Source organism: Parasphingorhabdus sp. NYA22, assembly GCF_976973735.1.
Genome location: NZ_OZ333477.1, coordinates 2,874,986 through 2,896,207, shown reverse-complemented (window position 1 = coordinate 2,896,207; position 21,222 = coordinate 2,874,986). Strand labels below are relative to the sequence as shown.

19 protein-coding genes are annotated in these 21,222 nt (G+C 59.0%); all 19 read left to right on the top strand.

The genetic code is table 11. The features are described 5' to 3' along the window. The first annotated feature begins 169 nt into the window (after positions 1–169). Positions 170–1,165 (top strand): cysteine synthase A, encoded by a 996-nt coding sequence (locus ACWFTY_RS13830; protein ID WP_447524770.1) that lies wholly within the window; start codon positions 170–172, stop codon positions 1,163–1,165. Continuing rightward, complete coding sequence (locus tag ACWFTY_RS13825) at positions 1,155–1,520, top strand: hypothetical protein (RefSeq protein ID WP_447524769.1); 366 nt, start codon at positions 1,155–1,157, stop codon at positions 1,518–1,520. Before ACWFTY_RS13830 ends, ACWFTY_RS13825 begins: the two co-directional genes overlap by 11 nt. Beyond that, the gene (locus tag ACWFTY_RS13820) at positions 1,521–2,312 is read left to right on the top strand and encodes a Gldg family protein (protein ID WP_447524768.1); all 792 of its coding nucleotides are present in this window, start codon (positions 1,521–1,523) and stop codon (positions 2,310–2,312) included. It abuts the gene before it with no gap. Positions 2,313–2,583: 271 nt separating this feature from the next. Continuing rightward, entirely contained in the window at positions 2,584–3,087 is a 504-nt protein-coding gene (locus ACWFTY_RS13815; protein ID WP_447524767.1) for a division/cell wall cluster transcriptional repressor MraZ, read from the top strand. Continuing rightward, positions 3,084–4,031, top strand: coding sequence for a 16S rRNA (cytosine(1402)-N(4))-methyltransferase RsmH (gene rsmH / locus ACWFTY_RS13810; protein ID WP_447524766.1), 948 nt, complete (start codon positions 3,084–3,086; stop codon positions 4,029–4,031). The genes ACWFTY_RS13815 and rsmH overlap by 4 nt, the downstream gene beginning before the upstream one ends. Beyond that, on the top strand, positions 4,028–4,630 hold the full coding sequence (locus ACWFTY_RS13805; RefSeq protein WP_447524765.1) for a hypothetical protein: 603 nt from the start codon (positions 4,028–4,030) through the stop codon (positions 4,628–4,630). Before rsmH ends, ACWFTY_RS13805 begins: the two co-directional genes overlap by 4 nt. Further along, a complete protein-coding gene (locus ACWFTY_RS13800) occupies positions 4,627–6,345 on the top strand; it encodes a peptidoglycan D,D-transpeptidase FtsI family protein (protein WP_447524764.1) in 1,719 nt (572 codons plus the stop codon). Before ACWFTY_RS13805 ends, ACWFTY_RS13800 begins: the two co-directional genes overlap by 4 nt. After that, positions 6,332–7,774: a UDP-N-acetylmuramoyl-L-alanyl-D-glutamate--2,6-diaminopimelate ligase gene (locus ACWFTY_RS13795; protein WP_447526897.1), complete on the top strand. Its 1,443-nt coding sequence runs from the start codon at positions 6,332–6,334 to the stop codon at positions 7,772–7,774. The genes ACWFTY_RS13800 and ACWFTY_RS13795 overlap by 14 nt, the downstream gene beginning before the upstream one ends. After that, a complete protein-coding gene (locus ACWFTY_RS13790; protein ID WP_447524763.1) occupies positions 7,771–9,168 on the top strand; it encodes a UDP-N-acetylmuramoyl-tripeptide--D-alanyl-D-alanine ligase in 1,398 nt (465 codons plus the stop codon). The genes ACWFTY_RS13795 and ACWFTY_RS13790 overlap by 4 nt, the downstream gene beginning before the upstream one ends. Then, positions 9,168–10,238 carry a phospho-N-acetylmuramoyl-pentapeptide-transferase gene (gene mraY, locus ACWFTY_RS13785; RefSeq protein WP_447524762.1) on the top strand — a complete coding sequence of 357 codons (1,071 nt, stop codon included), beginning with the start codon at positions 9,168–9,170 and terminating at the stop codon, positions 10,236–10,238. Before ACWFTY_RS13790 ends, mraY begins: the two co-directional genes overlap by 1 nt. Further along, positions 10,235–11,569: a UDP-N-acetylmuramoyl-L-alanine--D-glutamate ligase gene (murD, locus tag ACWFTY_RS13780; RefSeq protein WP_447524761.1), complete on the top strand. Its 1,335-nt coding sequence runs from the start codon at positions 10,235–10,237 to the stop codon at positions 11,567–11,569. The genes mraY and murD overlap by 4 nt, the downstream gene beginning before the upstream one ends. Next, a complete protein-coding gene (locus tag ACWFTY_RS13775; protein WP_447524760.1) occupies positions 11,566–12,825 on the top strand; it encodes a peptidoglycan glycosyltransferase FtsW in 1,260 nt (419 codons plus the stop codon). Before murD ends, ACWFTY_RS13775 begins: the two co-directional genes overlap by 4 nt. Further along, on the top strand, positions 12,822–14,006 hold the full coding sequence (gene murG / locus ACWFTY_RS13770; RefSeq protein WP_447524759.1) for an undecaprenyldiphospho-muramoylpentapeptide beta-N-acetylglucosaminyltransferase: 1,185 nt from the start codon (positions 12,822–12,824) through the stop codon (positions 14,004–14,006). The genes ACWFTY_RS13775 and murG overlap by 4 nt, the downstream gene beginning before the upstream one ends. Then, complete coding sequence (gene murC, locus ACWFTY_RS13765) at positions 14,003–15,409, top strand: UDP-N-acetylmuramate--L-alanine ligase (protein WP_447524758.1); 1,407 nt, start codon at positions 14,003–14,005, stop codon at positions 15,407–15,409. Before murG ends, murC begins: the two co-directional genes overlap by 4 nt. Positions 15,410–15,545: 136 nt before the next feature. Continuing rightward, positions 15,546–16,442: a UDP-N-acetylmuramate dehydrogenase gene (gene murB / locus ACWFTY_RS13760; RefSeq protein ID WP_447524757.1), complete on the top strand. Its 897-nt coding sequence runs from the start codon at positions 15,546–15,548 to the stop codon at positions 16,440–16,442. Then, positions 16,439–17,371 (top strand): D-alanine--D-alanine ligase, encoded by a 933-nt coding sequence (locus tag ACWFTY_RS13755; protein ID WP_447524756.1) that lies wholly within the window; start codon positions 16,439–16,441, stop codon positions 17,369–17,371. Before murB ends, ACWFTY_RS13755 begins: the two co-directional genes overlap by 4 nt. Further along, complete coding sequence (locus ACWFTY_RS13750) at positions 17,368–18,249, top strand: cell division protein FtsQ/DivIB (protein ID WP_447524755.1); 882 nt, start codon at positions 17,368–17,370, stop codon at positions 18,247–18,249. The genes ACWFTY_RS13755 and ACWFTY_RS13750 overlap by 4 nt, the downstream gene beginning before the upstream one ends. Positions 18,250–18,306: 57 nt before the next feature. After that, complete coding sequence (gene ftsA / locus ACWFTY_RS13745) at positions 18,307–19,566, top strand: cell division protein FtsA (protein WP_447524754.1); 1,260 nt, start codon at positions 18,307–18,309, stop codon at positions 19,564–19,566. Between the two features lie 106 nt (positions 19,567–19,672). Beyond that, positions 19,673–21,193 carry a cell division protein FtsZ gene (gene ftsZ / locus ACWFTY_RS13740; protein WP_447524753.1) on the top strand — a complete coding sequence of 507 codons (1,521 nt, stop codon included), beginning with the start codon at positions 19,673–19,675 and terminating at the stop codon, positions 21,191–21,193. Positions 21,194–21,222: the final 29 nt, after the last annotated feature.

The window sequence follows — 21,222 nt, the reverse complement described above, 5'->3', positions numbered from 1 at the left end:
ATTCCCTATTCCAAGCCAGAAGTTTCCATTGGTCTAGCATGATAATCTGCCCCTGCGTACCAGCAATTTTGCAGAATCGACGCCGTCATCGCTCGACTAAAGCAATGCTATTGCCCCTAAAAAGGCTTCAAGCTTGCGGCGCGAAATCGCGCGCACTATGTATTGTTCTATGAGCATCATTCCAAACACACTCGAACTGATCGGCAACACGCCGCTCGTCCGCCTCTCCGGACCCAGCGAAGCTGCCGGTTGTGACATTTACGGCAAGTGCGAATTTGCCAATCCCGGCGCCTCGGTGAAAGACCGTGCGGCGCTCTACATCATTCAGGACGCGGAAGAACGCGGCTTGCTGAAACCCGGCGGACGGATCGTCGAGGGGACCGCAGGCAATACCGGTATCGGTATCGCGCTGGTTGCCAATGCCAAGGGCTATAAATCGACCATCGTCATGCCGGAAACCCAGAGCCGGGAAAAAATGGATACGTTGCGCGCGCTCGGTGCGGAACTGATCACGGTGCCGGCGGCGCCTTATTCCAGCCAGTGTCATTTCGTCCATCAATCGCGCCGGATTGCGGAAGAAACCGAGGGCGCTGTCTGGGCCAACCAGTTTGACAATGTCGCCAATCGCCGCGCCCATATCGAGACCACGGCGGAAGAAATCTGGAACCAGATGGACGGCAAGATTGACGGCTTTACTTGCGCTGTCGGTACTGGCGGCACGCTGGCCGGCGTCGGCATGGGACTGAAGGCGAAAGACGAAAATATCACCATCGCCTTGTCCGACCCGCATGGTGCCGCGCTCTACGAATATTATGCCCATGGTGAGCTCAAGTCCGAAGGCAGTAGTGTTGCGGAAGGTATCGGGCAGGGCCGGATTACCGGCAATCTGGAAGATGCGCCGATCGACAGGCAATATCGCATTTCCGACGAGGAAGCACTGGTGTGGGTCGAACGGCTGCTGATGGATGAAGGACTCTGCCTCGGCATGTCATCGGGCATCAATGTCGCCGGCGCAATTGCGCTGGGCAAGGAATTGGGCCCGGGCAGCCGGGTTGCAACGATCCTCTGCGATACCGGTTTCCGCTATCTGTCCTCGCTCTACAATGCCGCATGGCTGAGGGAAAAGGGGCTGCCGGTATTCCCGTGGCTCGACAATGATGGGTAAGAAGGCGCAAACTACCGGCCGTCAGGACACGATGCAGCGCATCCAGGTTGGTGTCGTCGGTCTGGCAGCGGTGCTGCTGCTGGTCAGCGTCGCCAATTTCGTCATTCAGCGCGCCAGTCATGAACAGACGGTGATCGAGGAAATGCAGGCCGAAGCAACCGGCAGCGCGCCTCCGCTCGCCAGCACTCCGGAAGAAAAGCCCGCCGAACCGCTGGCAGAGCTGGGCCTCACCCCGGCACCGGCAACCGGGAAGCCGGAAGCGCAAAAGCCTGCGGCGAACCTGCCGGGACAAACCGTACCGGATTTGAAGCCCGATCCGAATCTGGACGCGCCGATGGACCGGGAGCGGCGCTAGTTGGCGCGTTTATGGCAGACGGTTCCGTCGGCCTTGTTGGCTTTACTGGTTCTTGCGCAATGCAGCGCTGGCGAATCCCCGCCTGATCCGCCCCAGGCCAAACCCCGCATCCAGCTCATGACAAGCCTGCCTCTGGTGTGGGGCGACGGTGCCTCGATGGAATCGATTCTCTCCGGTGGGTCGGAACCAGCGCCGATCTACCGCTATTGGCAGCAAAAATATGAGATTACGGCGGTCGACAGTCTGGAAAATCTTGCCGTGCAAGATCCAGATATCGTCATCCTGGCCCAGCCGCGCGCCATGGATCCAGCCGATCTGACCGATCTTGACGCCTGGGTCCGAGCGGGTGGCGCCGTCATCATCCTCACCGACTCCGATCTGGTCTGGCCGTCCCGGCTGCCGCTCGGCGATCCACGCAGACCGCTGGCCAGCGGGTTTCTGTCGCCTCTGCTCGGTCACTGGGGTCTGGCACTTGTCGGTGTCGCCGGAAATAGCGCAGAAGTCGTAAATCTTCACTTTGGTGACGATGTTTTTACCAGCGTGGGAGTGGGCAAGCTAGCGCCGGAAAAGGAGAGCGAGGCGTCGGATGTGAACTGCGACTGGAGCACAGCCGATTTTATCGTCCAATGTTCGGTTGAGCAGGGGCGTGCGACAATCGTTGCCGATGCAGATTTTCTCAATGCGGAGCTCTGGCCGGAAGCGGCCCGCAAGTCACCGCAGAAAAGCGGCGCTGTACGGTTCATTGATTCTCTGGTGAAGGAGCAAATCGATGCCGATGATCGCGGGAAATAGAGATATGGCGAGCGATTCCGGACAGCAGGTGCAGATGCCCAGATTGGCGGTCAGATTGGCGGAAATTTAAATATAGGAATTACAGTAGGTTAATAGACGCTTCCCATAATATCCCGTAAAAAACCCTTTTATCCCAAGCTCACCCCTGTTAGCAATTATTTGTTATCGGGGTATTCTTCCTGTCCGGATTCTAATTTTCGGAAAGGCGCTGGAAAACGCACTTCTGGAGCGGGAAGAGCATTGGCCCCGGTTCGGATAAGGGATTTCCACGGTGTCAGTTGCATATGCATATTCAGGCTCTGCAATATCGGCGATAGACGACAAGGGTCGTCTTTCGGTTCCCGCATTTCTGCGTAAAAATCTGGTGGAAAGCAGCGATGGCCGGACGCTCTGCCTTGGCACTCATGAAAAATGGGATTGTCTGGTCGGCTTCGGTCTCAGCCGCAAATCCGATATGCTCGCCGAAATCGACAAGCAGTGGGAAGCGGCAATCGCGCGCGGCGAAAGCTTTGACAAGGACGCTGCCGGTGCCCGGAAATTTTCTTCGTTGCAGGACCTGAGCTTTGATGCCAGCGGCCGCTTCATCCTGCCGCCGCAACTGCGGGACCTCGGTAATCTTGATGGCAATGTCCTGTTTCACGGCATTGGTACGACCTTCTGCCTGTGGAACCCGCAGACCTTGCTCGACACCACCGACGATGTGCCGGTTGATCGCCGTCTGGTCGAATTCCATCTGAAAGAAGCTGGCGAAAAAAGCGGAGGGAAACAGAAATGACCCCCGCTTCAGCCGCACGCCATGTTCCTGTCCTGATCGACGAAGTGATCGATGCGCTCGCCATTATCCCCGGCGAGACGCATGTTGACGGTACGTTCGGTGCCGGCGGTTATAGCGCCGCGATGCTGGAAGCGGGCGCGCATGTGCACGCTTTTGACCAGGACCCGGATGCGATTGCCAGCGGCCAGAAAATGGTCGACGAGACCGAGGGAAAGCTGACTCTCCACCACGCCCGCTATTCCGAAATGGCCGAGATATTGGTCAATGACGATATCGACGGCGTCACGCTCGATATTGGCGTGTCGTCGATGCAGCTGGATCAGGCCGAGCGCGGATTTTCCTTTCAGAAGGATGGTCCGCTCGACATGCGCATGGCCCGCGATGGCGAGAGCGCAGCCGATTTTCTCAACGAAGCCGACGAAGACATGATCGCCGATGTGATCTATCGCTATGGCGAAGAGCGTCGTTCGCGACGGATCGCCAAGGCGATTGTCGAAGCACGGCCGCTGACCCGCACGTCCGAACTGGCACGAGTGGTCAGAAAAGCGCTGGGATTCCGAGCCGGCGACAAGAAGGATCCTGCTACCAGAACCTTTCAGGCAATCCGAATCCACATCAATCGCGAACTGGGCGAACTCGAAGACGGACTGGCTGCGGCAGAAAAAATGCTGCAGCCCGGTGGTCGTCTTGCGGTTGTGACATTCCACAGCCTCGAAGATCGCATTGTCAAAAATTTCTTGCGGGACCGCAGCGGACAGAAGTCTGCCGGTTCACGTCATCTACCCCAGGTTAACGAGACACGGCCGGCACCCACCTTTCATAAACCAGCCAAAGCGGTGCGTCCGGCCGGGGCGGAGCAGGCTCTTAATCCCCGGGCCCGCTCCGCCACCCTGAGATCGGCAGTGCGCACAGACGCGCCTGCCGGCGACGGTGACGGACAGTGAAGCTGGCGATCAAGCGCCTCGAAGGCATGGGATGGCTCGCCCTGGTTTTTCTGGTGGCGATTTTGCTTTATCCGCTCTCGCTCAGCGTCGCGACCTTGCGCAGCGATCTTGCGCGCACCGATCACAAGATCGTCGAGATCAAGAAGGATATCCGCTATCTGGAAACGGAATTCAGCGCGCGCGCCAATCTGCGTCAGCTGGAGGACTGGAACAAACTGGAATTCGGCTATGCCTCGCCGCAGGCCTCGCAATATCTCGATGGCGAGCGAGCACTGGCCAATCTGGGCGGCAAGAACTTGCGCAAGCCGGTACAGGTTGCCGTGATCAGTTCGATGGAAGGCATCAGACCGGCCGGCATTATCGGTTCGGTCTTCGGAACCGCCAACGCGCAAGACCGCAATGCCGACGGCAGCGCGATCGGTAGCAATCCCGGTCTCGCCACCACCGTGAGGGATTCCGGATCCGCCCAGGGGCTGGGGGGCGCGCAGGCTCGCACCACCCGCGTCGCGCATATGGAAGAAAAACTGCTCGACGACGGGCTTGTCCGCGATCTCGGGCGAAAGGCAATTGCTGAAAAAATCGAAAGCATGGCCGAATGACGACACTTCTGGCCAACAGCAAGAAGGTGCAGTTTTCGGGAAAAGCCAAGGAAATAACCGCGAGTGCTCATTTTCGGCTGATGATATTGCTGCTGGTGTTTCTGGCTGCCTTCACGATTATCGTCGGACGGCTGGTCAGCCTCACGATATTGGAAGATGCGACACCCTATCGCGCATCGAGCAGTGCCTTCATTCCCCCGCGTGGCGATATTGTCGACCGCAACGGCGTGCCGCTGGCCCGGACGATATTGGGCTATGCGGTTCGCGTGGTACCGGCCCGGGTACTGGGTGACAAAAAGACGTTGGCGCGGCAGCTATCCTCGATTTTTCCGGACACCAGCGCAGCCTATTTTCTCGAGAAGCTAAGCGGCTCCCATCCTACCTATCTTCGCCGCAGGGCGCTGCCCGAAGAGGTGAAGCAGATCCATGCGCTGGGTGAGATCGGTATCGAATTTCCCCGGGAGGACGAGCGGCTCTATCCGCAGCGTGAACTGGCGGCCCATGTGCTGGGTTATGTCGACGCTGACGGCAAAGGTGTGATGGGCATGGAGCGGGCGCTCAACGACCGTCTTCTCGATGAGAAATTGCGCGGCACGCCATCAATATTGTCGATCGACAGCCGGGCGCAAGCGGCGCTAGAAAGCGAGCTTCAGGATGCCATGATCATGACCGAAGCGCGCGGCGCAGCGGGAATCATCCTGGATGTCCAGACCGGAGAAGTCATGGCGCTTGCCTCGCTGCCGCTGTTTGATCCGAACAAGATCCGCCGGGCATCGATGAAGCACCAGAATAATGAAGTGACACAGAGCGTGTTCGAACTGGGGTCGACGTTCAAGCCTCTGACCATTGCTGCTGCGCTCGACGCCGGTACGGTTACCGATCTGGCCGTGCGCTACAATGCGATGGAACCGATCAAGGTTGGCGGCTTCACGATCAAGGACGACCATAGCCAGGGGCGCTATCTGAACGTGCCGGAAACGCTGGTGCACAGTTCCAATATCGTCACCGCGCGTATCGCCGACAATCTTGGCCAGGAAGCGATGGAAAATATGTTCCGGCGCCTCGGTTTTGACGAACGACCACATATCGAGCTGTTCGAAAGAGGCCATCCGCTGTGGCCGCGCAACTGGGGCAGGGTCACCAATATGACCGTCGCTTATGGTCATGGTATTGCCGTCACCCCGCTCCATCTCGCCAGCGCCTATGCGGCGATGGTCAATGGCGGCATCTGGCGTCCTGCGACTTTGCTCAAAGTGGAGCCGGGCGAGGAAGCCAAGGGACGGCGGGTATTCAAGGCGGCAACCAGCGCGCGTATGCGGCAGTTGCTGCGGATGATTGTTTCGGACGGAACCGGTCGCAAGGCTGATGCGTCGGGCTACCGGATTGGCGGCAAGACCGGCTCGGCAGAAAAGCCTTCGGAAGGCGGCTATAACAAGACGTCGCTGGTTTCGACCTTTGCCGCGGCTTTCCCGATGGATAACCCGCGCTATGTTGTCATCGCCATGCTTGATGAACCCAAGGGAACCGCTGCAACCTCGTTCCAGCGTACGGCCGGCTGGACCGCCGCGCCGATCGTGCGGAAAGTCGTATCTCGCGTCGGACCGATGCTTGGCGTGATCCCCGATGAACATCGCGATGTCGACGTATCCGAATTGACGCCGCTTCTCTGGAAGCCCAAAACCACAGCCAATGAGCAGAATGATGCGATTGAATAATCTGGTACCAGGAGTGGAAGGCGAGGTCGGCGAGCAGGCCGTCACCGGCTTTGCCATCGATCATCGCAAGATCGCGCCCGGCAATATATTCGGCGCTTTCCGGGGTGCAAAGTTCAACGGCGAAGATTTTATCGAAGCTGCAGTCGCCGCCGGCGCCATAGCCGTGGTCGCGCTACCCGAAACCGTGGTCGAAGGCGCCGTCCATATTTCCGACGAAGAGCCGCGACGATTGTTCGCCCGGATGGCCGCGCGTTACTTCACGCCGACACCAACCCATGTGGCGGCGGTGACCGGTACCAACGGCAAGACATCGATCGCGGAACTGACCCGTCAGCTGTGGCGGATGGATGGCTATAATAGCGCATCGATCGGAACGCTCGGCGTCACAACGGCCGATGAGCAGGTCAAGACCGGTCTCACCACTCCGGATATCGTCACCTTTCTTTCGAACATGTCTGGTCTGGCTCGCGAAGGGGTCAGTCACGCGATTTTTGAAGCGTCGAGCCACGGCTTGTCGCAATTTCGCACCGAAGGATTGCCGGTCAATATTGCCGCCTTCACCAATCTGAGCCGCGACCACCTCGATTATCATGGTGACATGGATAGCTATTTCGAAGCCAAGATGCGGCTGTTTGATGAAGTTGTGGAAAGCGACGGCACCGCGGTCATCTGGGCCGATGACGAGCCCTGGTCCGCTAAAGCGATCCAGCGGGCAAAGGACCGCGGGCTTGAACTGTTCACCGTCGGAGAAAAAGGCGATACGCTGAGGCTGGTGTCGCAAACACCGACTCATTTGGGTCAGGTCCTGATGGTCAAGGCGCAGGGCAACACCCACCGCATTTCGCTGCCGCTGATCGGTGCTTATCAGGCTGCCAACATCTTGTGCGCAGCCGCCATTGTGCTGGCAACCGGCGGACAGTTGCAGAATATATTTGACCATATGCAGCGGGTGCAGCCGGTCCGTGGCCGGATGGAGCGGGCGGTAATCACCCGCGCCGGCGCGCCGGTCTATGTCGATTATGCGCATACGCCGGACGCCTTGCGCGCGGCGATCGAAGCCTTGCGGCCGCATGTGACTGGTCAGTTGATCACGATTTTTGGCGCTGGTGGCGACCGCGACAAGGGCAAGCGTCCGGAAATGGGCAAGATTGCCGTTGAAAAGTCCGATCATGTGATCGTTACCGACGACAATCCACGCAGCGAAGATCCGGCCGCCATTCGCGCCGAAATCATGGCCGGAGCTAGCGGTGCCGAGGAAGTCGCCGATCGCCGCGCGGCGATTGCCAGGGCGATAGGGCTGGCCGGTCCGCAGGACATCATCCTGCTTGCCGGAAAAGGCCATGAACAGGGCCAGATCGTCGGCGACCGTATCATTCCCTTTGACGATGTCGAAGTGGCGAGAGAATGTGCCGGAGCGCAGCCGCTATGACCATATTATGGACATCCGAGGCTATAGCGAAAGCCACATCCGGCAAGGCCAGCGCTGACTTTTCCGTAAACGGCGTTGCCTTTGACTCGCGGGAAATCGGCCCCGGCGACCTTTTTGTCGCGCTGAAGGGCGAGCATAGCGACGGTCATTTGCACGTCGAACAGGCTTTTGCCTCTGGAGCGGCCGGCGCCATTGTCAGCGAGCCGGTCGACGGTCCGCATGTTTTGGTATCCGACACCGTTAAAGCGCTCGATGCACTGGCCATTGCGTCACGAACCCGCACCTCCGCAAAAATCATCGGCGTGACCGGATCGGTCGGCAAGACCGGCACCAAAGAGGCGCTATATGCCGCGCTCGACCGCTGTTCTTTCGGCAAGGCGCACCGGTCGGTCAAAAGCTATAATAATCATGTCGGGGTTCCGCTCAGCCTGTCGCGGATGCCGGAAGATGCGAAATATGGTATTTTCGAAATGGGCATGAATCACGCCCACGAACTATCGGCGCTTACCCGTCTGGTGCGGCCGCATGCCGCGATCGTCACCGCTATAGCGCCCGCCCATATCGGCAATTTTTCCAATGGCGAGGCCGGCATCGTTGATGCCAAGGCGGAGATATTCGAAGGCCTGATGCCCGGCGGTACAGCCATCATTCCGCATGACAGCCCGCATTGTCAGCGGCTGCGGAAAAAGGCGGAACGCCACGCAGATCATGTGATATCGTTTGGATTTGAAGCCGGAGCCGACGTCCGCGCGATTGATGTGGTTGCCGCGCCCCGCGGCGGCTCGCTGGTCACGGCAAAGCTTGGTGAGCAAAGTCTCTGCTTCACGATCGCCGAGGCCGGTCGTCATTGGGTGTCCAATTCCCTGGCCATACTCGCAGCGGTCCGTGCAGTCGGCGGTGATCTCGCGACCACCGGTCTGGCGCTCGCAGAAATGAGCGGTATCGATGGTCGCGGACGTCGCCACCTCGTCTCGCTGAAATCCGGCGGCACAGCCACGGTTATCGACGAGAGCTACAATGCCAATCCGGCATCGATGAAAGCGACGTTACAACATTTTGCCAGCGAAGCCTGCGCCGGACAAAAAATCGTCATATTGGGCGCGATGGGCGAACTGGGCGAGCAATCGGCCCGCTATCATACGGCATTGGCGGATGATATTCTGCTCTCCGGAGCCAAAGCGATCATCTTGGTTGGCGACGATATGGCACATACTGCCCCGAAACTCGAACATGGCCTTGATCAGGGCGTGAAAATGTCACATGCGGCAAGTGCTTCGGACGCGCTGACCGAGGTCGCAAGATTGCTCAGCGACGGGGATATCCTTCTGGTCAAGGGTTCAAATTATCTGGGGCTTTCCTCCGCGGTTTCCGCGTTGGTAAGCGGGGAGTATTGATGTTTTATTTACTGGCCCAATGGCTTGAATTCGAAGGTATTTTCAACGTTTTCCGGTATCTGAGTTTTCGCTCGGGTGCTGCTATATCAACGTCGCTTTTCATCGGTCTGTTGATCGGCCCCAAGTTCATCAACATGCTGCGCATGCGGCAGGGCAAGGGACAGCCGATCCGCGAGGACGGTCCGATCACCCATCTGAAAAAAGCCGGAACGCCTACCATGGGCGGTCTGATGATCCTTATTTCGGTGGTGACATCGCTGTTGCTGTGGATGGATCTCAGTAATATGTTCGTCTGGGCCTGCATTTTCGTGACGCTCGGCTTCGGCGCAATCGGCTTCATGGATGACTATGACAAGGTCCGCAAAGCGAGCCACAAGGGCATTCCAGGCCGCGTCCGGCTGTTGCTCGAATTCATCATTGCCGGTTTTGCCACTTGGTTGATCGTCCAGCAAATCGGCACCAGCCTTTATGTGCCGTTCTTCAACGACGTGCAGATCGACCTCGGCTATTTCTACATTCCTTTCGCGATGTTCGTGATTGTCGGCGCCGGCAATGCGGTCAATCTGACCGACGGGCTGGACGGCCTTGCCACCATGCCGGTCGTGATTGCCAGCGCTACCTTTCTGGTACTCGTCTATCTGTCCGGTAACGCGGTGTTTTCCGAATATCTTGGCATTCCTTTTGTTCGCGGAGCAGGGGAGCTGGCAATTTTCTGCGCCTGCGTGATCGGCGCCTGCCTTGCTTTCCTGTGGTTCAATGCGCCGCCAGCCGCAGTGTTCATGGGTGATACCGGCAGCCTGGCCCTCGGCGGCGCGCTTGGCGCGATTGCCGTTTCCATCCATCATGAAATCGTGCTGGCGCTGGTCGGCGGGCTGTTCGTGCTCGAAGCCGTATCAGTGATCGTTCAGGTCTTTTTCTTCAAACGCACCGGCCGCCGCGTCTTTCGCATGGCACCGATCCACCATCATTTTGAGCAGCTTGGCTGGTCCGAATCCACCATCGTGATCCGTTTCTGGATCATCTCTCTGGTGCTCGCACTCGCCGGATTGGCGACGTTGAAACTCAGATGATTGTCTCATCCGCCTTTGCCGGAAAGCGCTATGCCATTCTTGGACTGGCCCGGTCCGGCATGGCGGTGCTGGAAAGTCTGCATGCCAGCGGAGCGCAATTGCTCGCCTGGGACAATCGCGAAGAATTGCGCGACAGCGTCGCCGACAAGGCGCTCATTGCTGATCCGCTGGAAAGTGATCTGACCGGCTATGAGGCGATTGTTGTCTCTCCCGGCGTGCCGCTCAACAATCACCCGATCGCGCAAAAGGCAAAGGCCGACGGCGTCCCGATCATCGGTGATATCGAATTATTCGCCCAGGCGCGATCAGAACTGCCGGCGCACCGGGTGGTCGGCATCACCGGCACCAACGGCAAATCGACGACGACTGCTCTGGTCCACCATATATTGCAATATGCTGGTGTCCCGGCGGTGATGGGCGGCAATATCGGCGTACCGATCCTGTCGCAGGAACCGCTGCCCGAGGGCGGTGTCTATGTGCTGGAACTGTCCAGCTACCAGATTGACCTGACCAACAGTCTCGACTGCGATGTCGCGCTGCTGCTCAATATCAGCCCGGACCATCTCGACCGCTATGACGGCTTCGACGCTTATGCTGCCGCAAAAGCGCGTCTGTTCGACATGCTGGGGTCCGGTCACAGCGCAATCTTCGCCAGCGATGATGAAAAGACCCAATTGGCCTTGCACGGCCTGCGCGATCTCGGCCGGGTGCAGAATATTTTCGACACCAGTGCTGTCGAGCTTGCCGGGCAACCGGATTGGCCATCGCTGCAAGGGCCGCATAATCTCCAGAATGCCATTGCCGCGATCGCCACGGTCGAGGCTCTCGGCATAACCGAGGATCAATGGCGTCCGGCACTGGCCGCCTTTACCGGCCTGCCGCACCGCATGGAGCGCATCGCCGAAGCCCGAGGCGTATTGTTTGTCAATGACAGCAAGGCGACCAACCCGGCATCGACCGGACCGGCGCTCGGCGCTTATCCGAAAATTCACTGGATTCTCGGCGGCTTGCCGAAAAGCGACACGCTGACCGAATGCGAGCCCTTCTACAAAAATGTTGTCCGGGCCTATACGATCGGCGAAGCCGGACCCCTGTTCGGAAAATTACTGGCCGGCCATGTTCCGGTTGAGTCCTGCGAAATGATCCTCACCGCGGTGCAACGGGCAGCTGCCAATGCGCAGCCCGGCGAAGTGATATTGTTGTCGCCGGCCTGCGCTTCGTTTGACCAGTTTCGCGATTTTGAAGCGCGCGGTAATTGTTTCCGCAGCGCCGTCAATTCGGTGATCGAGAGTGATCTGATCGGGACCGCGACCGGGGAGACAACAAGATGAGTGCATCTGAACAAGAGACCGGCCCCGCACATCCGCTTCCCGAAATTTCCGCTGCGCTCAAGAAGAAGCGCTTCCAGTTGCAATCGCGGTTCGGACGCAGCGACCGCTCTCCGCTCGCGATCTGGTTCTGGGAACTCGACCGGGTGCTGCTCGGGCTGATCCTGACGCTGGTCGCCATCGGTCTGATCGCGGTCGCTGCTGCGTCACCGGTCACGGCGCTGAAACAGAGCACTGCAGCGATCACGATCGAACCGCTCTATTATTTTTACCGCCAGCTCGGCTGGGTCGTCATCGGCGTTCCGGTGATGCTGGTGGTCTCGATGCTGCCGAAGGAACAGGCCCGGCGCTTCGCTATTCTGGCTGCGGTCGCGGCCGTCATATTGCTGTTTCTCGTCCCGGTTTTCGGGAAATCCGTCAACGGGGCCCAGCGCTGGATCGGCTATAGTTTTGCCACGATCCAGCCCGGCGAGTTTCTCAAGCCGCTTTACGCGGTGACGCTAGCCTGGCTGCTGTCGCTCAGGATCAAGGATCCGGCCCTGCCGGTGATTTCACTGTCGGTGATCCTGACGGCGATCATCGCCATATTGATGATGATGCAACCCAATCTCGGCGAGACCATCCTGATCTGCGGCATCTGGTTCGCGGTGATGACCGTCTCCGGACTGTCTGCCCGCCTGATCGCGGGGATCGGTATCGGCGGGGTTGGCGGTCTGGTCGGAGCCTATTTCCTCTATCCCGTGGCAACCCAGCGGATCAACGCGTGGCTGTTCGGCGGCGGTGAATTCGACCAGGTGATGTTCGCTCATAAAGCCCTTACAGGCGGCGGTTTGCTCGGCACCGGCCCTGGACTGGGTACGGCCAAGTTCAAGCTGCCCGAGGCGCATACCGACTATATTTTCTCGGTGATCGGCGAAGAATTCGGCCTGCTTGCGTGCATGGCGATCGCGCTCGTCTATCTCGCGATCGTTGTCCGTGTGTTTCTTCGCCTGCTCGACGAAGAGGATAATTTTATCATTCTCGCCGTAACCGGCCTGACCGCCCAATTTGGCGGACAGGCGCTGATCAACATGGCGGTGAACCTGCAACTGTTCCCGTCCAAGGGCATGACTCTGCCGTTCATCAGCTATGGCGGCTCGTCCATTCTCGCCCTGTGCATCGGCGTCGGACTTTTGCTCGCATTTACGCGGCGAAACCCGTATCTTGACCGTTCACAATATGTCTCGGCCTGGCCCGAGCGGGAACGGATAGCGGTATGAGTTTTTCGAAACATTATGTTCTGGCGGCTGGCGGTACCGGCGGCCATATGATCCCGGCCTATGCGCTGGCCAGGGAACTGGTCCTGCGCGGCCACCGGGTGGCGATGATCACCGATGAGCGCGGCGAAAAAATACCCGGCATGGTCGACGAAGCGCAGGTCCATGTCCTGCCGGCCGGCCGGATTACCAAGAATCCGCGCAGCTGGGTCAGCGGAACCCGCGCCATATTGAAGGGTCGCCGGATGGCGATGCAGCTTTACGACACATTCCAGCCGTCGGCGATTGTCGGCTTCGGCGGCTATCCCGCCTATCCCGCTTTGCTTGCAGCGAACAGCAAGGGCATCCCTACAATCGTGCATGAGCAGAATGCGGTTCTCGGCCGGGTCAACCGGCTGGCCGCGCGTTCGGTCAATGCCATTGCCACCGCCTATCCCGATGTGCTGCGGATCAAGCCGAAATATCAGGACAAGGTCCATCTGGTCGGCAACCCGGTGCGCGAGGAAGTCGTTGCGCTGCGGTCCGAACTTTATCCCATTTTGTCGGAAGACGGCATCTTCCGTGTACTTGTTACCGGCGGCAGCCAGGGTGCTTCCATCCTTTCCGATGTCGTTCCCGATGCCATGGCGATGCTGCCGATGCATTTGCGCCGCCGCCTGCAGATTACCCAGCAATGCCGTGAAAATGATATCGAGCGGGTGCGGGCGAAATATGCCGAACATGATATTCCGGCGGAACTGGCGACCTATCTGCCGGACCTGCCCGAGCGGCTCGGCTGGGCGCATCTGGTAATTGGTCGGGCAGGGGCCTCGACGATCGCTGAACTGACCACCGCCGGTCGTCCTGCTATCCTGATTCCGCTACCCAGTGCGATGGATGATCACCAGACCTATAATGTCAGAGAAATGGTCGCTGCAGGCGGTGCGCGGTCGATCCCGCAGTCGCGCTTCTCTTCCAAGGAACTGGCCAAGCAGATGCAGAAAATGGCGCTGCAGCCCGGTGCTCTGGAAAACGCCGCGCGTTTCGCAGCGAAATGCGGTCGGCCGGAGGCCGTCAATGATCTCGCCGATCTGGTCGAAAGCATCGGCACATCGCCGCTCGGAAAGACGATGAAAGCAGAAAAAGAAATGCCGCAACGGCTGACCGCCCGCAACGAGGCACTGGCAAAGGATGCTGTTCAGTGAAGGGTGTCGGAACGGATATCGGAACGATCCATTTCGTCGGCATCGGTGGCATCGGCATGTCCGGCATCGCCGAAGTGATGCACAATATGGGCTATCAGGTGCAGGGCAGCGACATTGCCGAGGGCTATGTCGTCGAAGGCTTGCGAGCCAAGGGCATTGATGTGAAAATCGGCCATAGCGCGGAAAATGTCGAAGGCACCGCGGTGGTGGTCACATCAACGGCGGTCAAGCGCGGCAATCCGGAAGTGGAAGCGGCGCTGGCCAGCCGGATTCCATTGGTACGCCGAGCGGAAATGCTCGCCGAACTGATGCGGCTCAAGTCTACGATCGCCATTGCCGGTACTCACGGCAAGACAACCACCACGTCGATGGTCGCGGCGATGCTAGACGCGGGCGGCATAGATCCGACCGTGATCAACGGCGGCATCATCAACCAATATGGCTCGAACGCCCGGCTCGGTGCCGGCGAGTGGATGGTGATCGAGGCTGACGAAAGCGACGGCAGTTTCCTGAGGCTCGACGGTACCATCGCGGTCGTCACCAATATTGATGCCGAGCATCTCGATCACTATGGCAGCTTCGACAAGATCAAGGACAGCTTCCTCGAATTTGTCGAAAATGTTCCCTTTTACGGCGCTGCGATCCTGTGCATCGATCATCCCGAGGTCCAGGCATTGTTACCGCGTATCCGCGACCGGCGGATCATCACTTATGGTTTCTCCGCCCAGGCCGACGTCAAGGGTGTCAATGTCACGCCGTTTTCCGGCGGCAATCGTTTTGACGTCGATGTCCGCGATCGCGACGGCGAGACCAGAAGGATCAGCGGTATCGAATTGCCGATGCCGGGCCGGCACAATGTCCAGAACGCGATTGCCGCAGTGGCGGTCGGACTGGAAATGGGCATCAGCGACGAGCAGATCGCTAAGGGCTTCGACCATTTCGGCGGCGTCAAGCGGCGCTTCACCAAGGTCGGCGAAGTCGACGGCGTGACCATTATCGACGATTACGGCCATCACCCGGTGGAAATCCAGGCGGTGCTGTCTGCTGCACGCGAAGGCGCGCAAGGCCGCGTGATCGCCGTGGTCCAGCCGCATCGTTTCACTCGCCTGCGCGACCATATGGAAGAATTTCAGGGTGCGTTTAACGATGCCGATATGGTGTTCGTGACGCCGGTCTATGTGGCGGGCGAGGAACCGATCGAAGGCATTGACAGCGACGCTCTGGTCGAAGGCTTGAAAACCCGTGGGCATCGTCTCGCGGAAACGGTCGCGGACCAGCAACATCTGGCACGGCGACTGGCTGAAGAAGCGCAACCCACGGATATGATCATCTGCCTCGGGGCAGGGGACATCACCAAATGGGCAGCCGGGCTCGCGGATGGTATCGCGGAGGCGCGCAAATGAGCCGGTCTCTGTTCCTTTTTATCCAGAATTTGTCCGTGTGTCCGTTCGTCCTGAGCTTGTCGAAGGACGCCTCCAGACGAGACGTGCCCTTCGACAAGCTCAGTGTGAACGGATCATCCCGCCGGGAGCCGCTTTCATGAACGCGGTCGCCACCATACCCGAAGTCCGCGGCAAGCTGACCGAAGGCGCGGCTCTGGCCCCGCTCGTCTGGTTCAAGAGCGGCGGGCCAGCGCAATGGCTGTTCGAGCCGAAAGATAGTGATGATCTGCAGCAGTTTCTTCGCGATCTTGATCCGGCAATTGCCGTCTGGCCGCTCGGACTGGGGTCCAATCTGATCATCCGTGACGGAGGCTTGCCGGGCGTTGTAGTGCGTCTGGGCAAGGCCTTTGCGGCTATTCAAGCCGACGGAATGACGCTCAACTGTGGTGCCGGTGCGCCGGGAATTTCAGCGGCCAGCAAGGCCCGCGACCATGGCATTGCCGGGTTGGAATTTTTGCGCGGCATTCCCGGTACCATCGGCGGCGCGGTCCGCATGAACGCCGGTGCTTATGGGCGCGAAGTTTGTGACATATTGGTGAGCGCGGATGTGATCCTGCGTAACGGCGATCTGGTGACGATTCCGCTCGCCGACATGGGGTTTAGCTACCGCCATTCTGGCTTGCCGGACGGATCGATCGTTGTCAGCGCCACATTTGTGGGAGAGTCCGGCGATCCCGAAATTATCGGTGCCGAGATGAAGCGGATTGCCGACGAGCGCGAGGCTTCGCAACCGCTGCGGTCGAAGACAGGCGGCTCGACGTTCAAAAATCCCGACGGCAAAAAAGCCTGGCAACTGGTCGATGAAGCCGGATGCCGCGGCCTGCAGATCGGCCAGGCGCAAGTGTCCGAAAAGCACTGCAACTTCCTGATCAATCTCGGCGGTGCGACATCCGCGGATATCGAAGCGCTTGGCGACGAAGTGCGCAAGCGGGTAAAGGCGCATTCGGGCGTCGAACTGCAATGGGAAATCCAGCGCGTGGGGGATGAATCGTGACCGCCAAAGACAAAAAGAGCCTCCATATCGCCGTCCTGATGGGCGGATGGTCTGCCGAACGCGAAGTGTCGCTGAGCAGCGGCAATGGTATCGCCGAGGCGCTGGAGAAAAACGGCCATAAGGTGACCCGCGTCGATATGGATCGCAATGTCGCGCAGGTGCTGACCGCGATCCGGCCCGACGTGGTGTTCAATGCGCTGCACGGTGTGCCCGGTGAAGATGGCAGCGTGCAGGGCATGCTCGATCTGATGCAGATCCCCTATACCCATAGCGGGCTCGCCACATCGGTAATCGCGATCGACAAGGAACTGACCAAGCAGCAGCTGGTCCGCGCAGGCATCCCGATGCCTAGAGGCAAAATCGTTTCCAGCGCCAGCCTGTACAAGGCCGATCCGCTGCCTCGGCCCTATGTCCTGAAACCGGTCAACGAAGGCTCGTCGGTCGGCGTCGCGATCGTGACCGATGACAGCAATTACGGCAATCCGATTGGTCGCGACGTTGTCGGGCCGTGGCAGGAATTTGACGAACTGCTCGCCGAGCCATTCATCAAGGGCCGCGAGCTGACGACGGCCGTTCTCGGCGGCAAGGCGCTGTGCGTGACCGAATTGAAAACCGCGCAGGGCTTCTATGATTATGCCGCCAAATATACCGAAGGCCTGACCCAGCATATCTGCCCCGCCGAAATTCCTCCCGAGATTGAAAAATTATGCCTCGACTATGCGCTGCGCGCCCATCAGGTTCTGGGATGCAAGGGAACGTCGCGCACCGACTTTCGCTGGGATGATGAACAGGGCGCAGCCGGCCTGTTCGTGCTGGAAACCAATACCCAGCCCGGAATGACGCCGCTCAGCCTGGTGCCCGAGCAGGCAAGACAGGCCGGAATCAGCTATGAACAGCTGGTCGAGATAATCGTGAGAGAAGCGCTATGACAGCTACCCGCAAACGCAACAACAGCCAGGCCAGGGGCAAGCCGCGGAAACAGGCGAAACGCAAGGTTCGGCAGGTCTCGGTTTTTGACAAGATATTGCGCGCCATGCCCGTCACCGAAGAACAGGTGCAAAAGGGCCTGACCTGGGGGCTGGTGGCCGTGTTCATTCTCGGTGCCTATAGCGTTGCCCATTATTCCGGCATCAATGACCGGATCAAGACCGAGCTCGCGGCAGCGGTCGGCAATGCCGGCTTCGAAGTAAAAAGGGTCGAGGTGACCGGTGTCAACCGCATCGACGAACTGAAAGTCTACGAAATCACCCTTGCGCAGAAAGACCGGTCGATGCTGCTGGTCGATATTGACGAAGTGCGCGAGGATTTGTTGTCCAATGGCTGGATCAAGGACGCCCGGATTTCGCGGCGGCTGCCCGACACGCTGATCGTCGACATTATCGAACGCGAACCGGTCGCCGTCTGGCAAAATCAGGGCAAGCTCTCGCTGATCGACAAGACCGGCTACCCGCTGGAAGAAATCGTCAAGGAAGAAATTCCCGACCTGCCGGTGATTGTCGGCAAGAAAGCCAATCTGAAATTTTCCCAGCTGGACTCGTTGCTCGACGTCGCGCCCGCGCTGCGGCCGATGGTGACTGGTGCGACCTGGATCGGCAACCGGCGCTGGGACTTGGAATTTGACAGCGGCGAAACGCTGGCTCTGCCCGAAGGCGAAGAAACCGCGTCGGCGGCCTTGCTGAATTTCGCGCGGATGGATGGCGTCAATCGTCTGCTCGGGCGTGGGGTCGTCCATTTCGACCTGCGCGATGCCGAGCGCGCCTATCTGCGGATGCCGCCGAAACAGGAACCGGTCGATCCGGATAGCTGATTGCCTGAATAGTATATAATATAGTGATGATAATGATTGAGGTGAGGGAATAGGCTCATGGCAGCACGGGTAGAAAAAATCTTCACATCGCTGGATATCGGTTCGTCGAAAATTTCGGCGATGATAGCCGGGCGAATGGACAATGGCGAACTGACCGTATTGGGCACCGGCCATCATGCCAGCAAAGGCGTGAAACGGGGCTATATCGCCGATACCGAGACGACCGAGACGGACGTCCGCGCGGCGGTGGAACAGGCCGAGCGCATTGCCGGCACCAATATAGATGATGTCTGGGTCAGCTTCTCGGCTGGCGGACTGCAGAGCATGCTGACCTCGGTTGAAACCGAACTGGGTGGTCACCGGATCGAACAGGAAGATATCGACCTGCTGCTCGACGCGGGCCGCAACAGCATCGACCCCAAGGGCAAGATGGTGCTGCACGCACAACCGGCACTCTATACGCTCGATGGGCTGAACGGCGTGAAGAAACCGAAGGGACTGCACGCCGATCGTCTCGGCGTGGATATCCATGTCATTCTCGCCGAAGCCTCGCCGGTCCGCAATATCGAGATGAGTGTGCGCGGCGCGCACCTGAATGTCAGATCGATCGTCGCTTCACCGATTGCGGTCGGCAACGCCTGCCTGTCCAGAGAAGAGCGCGAGCTTGGCGTGGCGCTGGTCGAAATGGGCGCTGAAGTGACCAATGTCTCGCTCTTTGCCGGTGGCATGCTTGTCGGCTTGAAGACACTGCCTTACGGTGCCGCCGACATTACTGACGATATTGCCTCCTCCTTTGGCTTGCGGCGCGCGCAGGCCGAACGGATTAAATGTTTTTATGGTTCCGCCACCACCAGCCCGCGCGACAATCATGATGTAATCAATCAGGATCTCGACAATGATGCCGAAGTCAACGAGGAAGACGGCCGGATCACCCGGGCGCAGCTGATCGCCGTTATCCGGCAACGGCTCGACCATCTGATCGGTGAAATCGGCCGGTCACTCAAGGAGCTGGGCTTTACCGGTCCGGTGGGCCGGCAGGTCGTCCTGACCGGCGGCGGAGCCGAGCTCAAGGGCATTGCCGATTATGCCCAGTCGGCGCTGGGACGCACGGTGCGGATCGGTCGCCCGACGGGGCTGAGCGCGCTTCCGGAAGCGCATAGCGGTCCGGCCTTTGCCGGTCTCGCGGGACTGGCGCTCTATGCGTCACAGGAACCGGTTGATCTGCGCTTCATGTCAAGAAGCCATCAAAATGTTCACAAATATGGCGGATCAGCAGTAATCGGACGGCTTATGTCGGCGATCCGCGGAAATTTTTAGTAAATTGACGAAAATAAATTAACTTTTCGGGTGATTCCGGCGGGAAATTTGTGCAAAGCGTTAAACAAATATTACAGCACGATAAAATGTCTCGGGAGACAGTGAGATGAGTATCAATATTGGCCCACCGGAAGTCGAAGAACTGAAGCCGAAAATCGCGGTTATCGGTGTCGGCGGCGCAGGGGGCAACGCTATTGCCAACATGATTGCCGCACAGGTTGAAGGCGTTGATTTCATCGTCACCAACACCGATGCGCAATCGCTAAACAGTTCTACCGCCGAACGGCGTATCCAGCTCGGCCCCGATATTACGCAGGGTCTGGGTGCGGGATCGCGTCCCGAAGTCGGTCGTGCAGCCGCCGAGGAAACCATTGATCTGGTCGAGCAGGCTCTGGAAGGCACGCATATGTGCTTCATCGCTGCCGGCATGGGCGGCGGTACCGGTACCGGTGCAGCTCCTGTGATCGCAAAAGCGGCGCGCGACCGCGGCATATTGACCGTTGGCGTGGTGACCAAGCCATTCACTTTCGAAGGCACACGCCGGATGAAAGCGGCCGAAGCTGGCATCGAAGAACTGCAAAAGAATGTTGATACATTGATCGTCATTCCGAACCAGAATCTGTTCCTCGTCGCCAATCCGAACACCACCTTTAAAGAAGCTTTCCTGCTCGCTGACGAAGTGCTGCAGCAGGGCGTTCGCGGCATTACAGATCTGATGGTCATGCCGGGCCTGATCAACCTCGACTTTGCCGACGTGCGCAGCGTGATGCACGAAATGGGCCAGGCGATGATGGGTACGGGCGAAGCGGAAGGCGACGGACGTGCGCTGGAAGCGGCAGAAAAAGCCATTGCCAATCCTTTGCTCGACGGTGTGTCGATGCAGGGCGCCAAGGGCGTTATCGTCTCGATCACCGGTGGTGAAGACATGCGCCTTATGGAAGTCGACGAAGCCGCCAATCATATTCGCGAGCTGGTCGATCCGGACGCAAATATCATCTGGGGCAGTGCGTTTAACCCGAATCTCGACGGGCGCATCCGCGTGTCGGTTGTCGCCACCGGCATCGATAGCGAAGGCAGCCGTTCGTCATCCGCACCATCGGCGTCTTTCGCCATGAGCAGCCCGGTCAGTAAATCGGAAGACACGCCGGCCCCATCCACTTTCGCTTCGTCCATTTCCAGCGACGAGAGCGTAGAGGAAGCCGCCCAGGAAGCTGAAATCGCATCTGCACCGGTTCCCGATATTGAGCAAGAAGTTGAAGCCGAAACCGAAGCCGAGCCAGAACGCTCTCCCGCTCCGGTCGCGACCTATGGCGATGACGATGATCTGGGCGCAACGCCGTCCTTCGCATCGCTGACGCCCGGGATTGCCTCGACCGGTTCCGCTCCGGAAGAGGATGAGCTGATTCTCGGCGATGATGCCATCCAGCCTGAAGATGACCCGGCTCCTGCCGCCAGCCAGGCACCGCCGGCACCACGCGTTGCTACCGGTGGCGGGACGTTGTTCGAACGGATGTCCAATCTGACCCGTGGTGGATCAAAAGGCGACGAAGCCGATGATGGCGAGGAAGATAAATCCCGCGATCCGCTCGATATCCCGCGTTTTCTAAACCGTCAGAATAATCAGTAAATTCCGGTTTCGGCCAAGCGGTTTGATCG

What these genes read in the sequence shown, in the direction of transcription:
- ACWFTY_RS13825 (WP_447524769.1), top strand. Translation starts at nt 1,155, where the DNA reads ATGATGGGTAAGAAGGCGCAAACTACCGGCCGTCAGGACACGATGCAG.
- ACWFTY_RS13795 (WP_447526897.1), top strand. Translation starts at nt 6,332, where the DNA reads ATGCGATTGAATAATCTGGTACCAGGAGTGGAAGGCGAGGTCGGCGAG.
- ACWFTY_RS13790 (WP_447524763.1), top strand. Translation starts at nt 7,771, where the DNA reads ATGACCATATTATGGACATCCGAGGCTATAGCGAAAGCCACATCCGGC.
- ftsA (WP_447524754.1), top strand. Translation starts at nt 18,307, where the DNA reads ATGGCAGCACGGGTAGAAAAAATCTTCACATCGCTGGATATCGGTTCG.
- ACWFTY_RS13800 (WP_447524764.1), top strand. Translation starts at nt 4,627, where the DNA reads ATGACGACACTTCTGGCCAACAGCAAGAAGGTGCAGTTTTCGGGAAAA.
- ACWFTY_RS13830 (WP_447524770.1), top strand. Translation starts at nt 170, where the DNA reads ATGAGCATCATTCCAAACACACTCGAACTGATCGGCAACACGCCGCTC.
- murB (WP_447524757.1), top strand. Translation starts at nt 15,546, where the DNA reads ATGAACGCGGTCGCCACCATACCCGAAGTCCGCGGCAAGCTGACCGAA.
- murG (WP_447524759.1), top strand. Translation starts at nt 12,822, where the DNA reads ATGAGTTTTTCGAAACATTATGTTCTGGCGGCTGGCGGTACCGGCGGC.
- murD (WP_447524761.1), top strand. Translation starts at nt 10,235, where the DNA reads ATGATTGTCTCATCCGCCTTTGCCGGAAAGCGCTATGCCATTCTTGGA.
- ACWFTY_RS13750 (WP_447524755.1), top strand. Translation starts at nt 17,368, where the DNA reads ATGACAGCTACCCGCAAACGCAACAACAGCCAGGCCAGGGGCAAGCCG.
- ACWFTY_RS13775 (WP_447524760.1), top strand. Translation starts at nt 11,566, where the DNA reads ATGAGTGCATCTGAACAAGAGACCGGCCCCGCACATCCGCTTCCCGAA.
- rsmH (WP_447524766.1), top strand. Translation starts at nt 3,084, where the DNA reads ATGACCCCCGCTTCAGCCGCACGCCATGTTCCTGTCCTGATCGACGAA.
- ftsZ (WP_447524753.1), top strand. Translation starts at nt 19,673, where the DNA reads ATGAGTATCAATATTGGCCCACCGGAAGTCGAAGAACTGAAGCCGAAA.
- mraY (WP_447524762.1), top strand. Translation starts at nt 9,168, where the DNA reads ATGTTTTATTTACTGGCCCAATGGCTTGAATTCGAAGGTATTTTCAAC.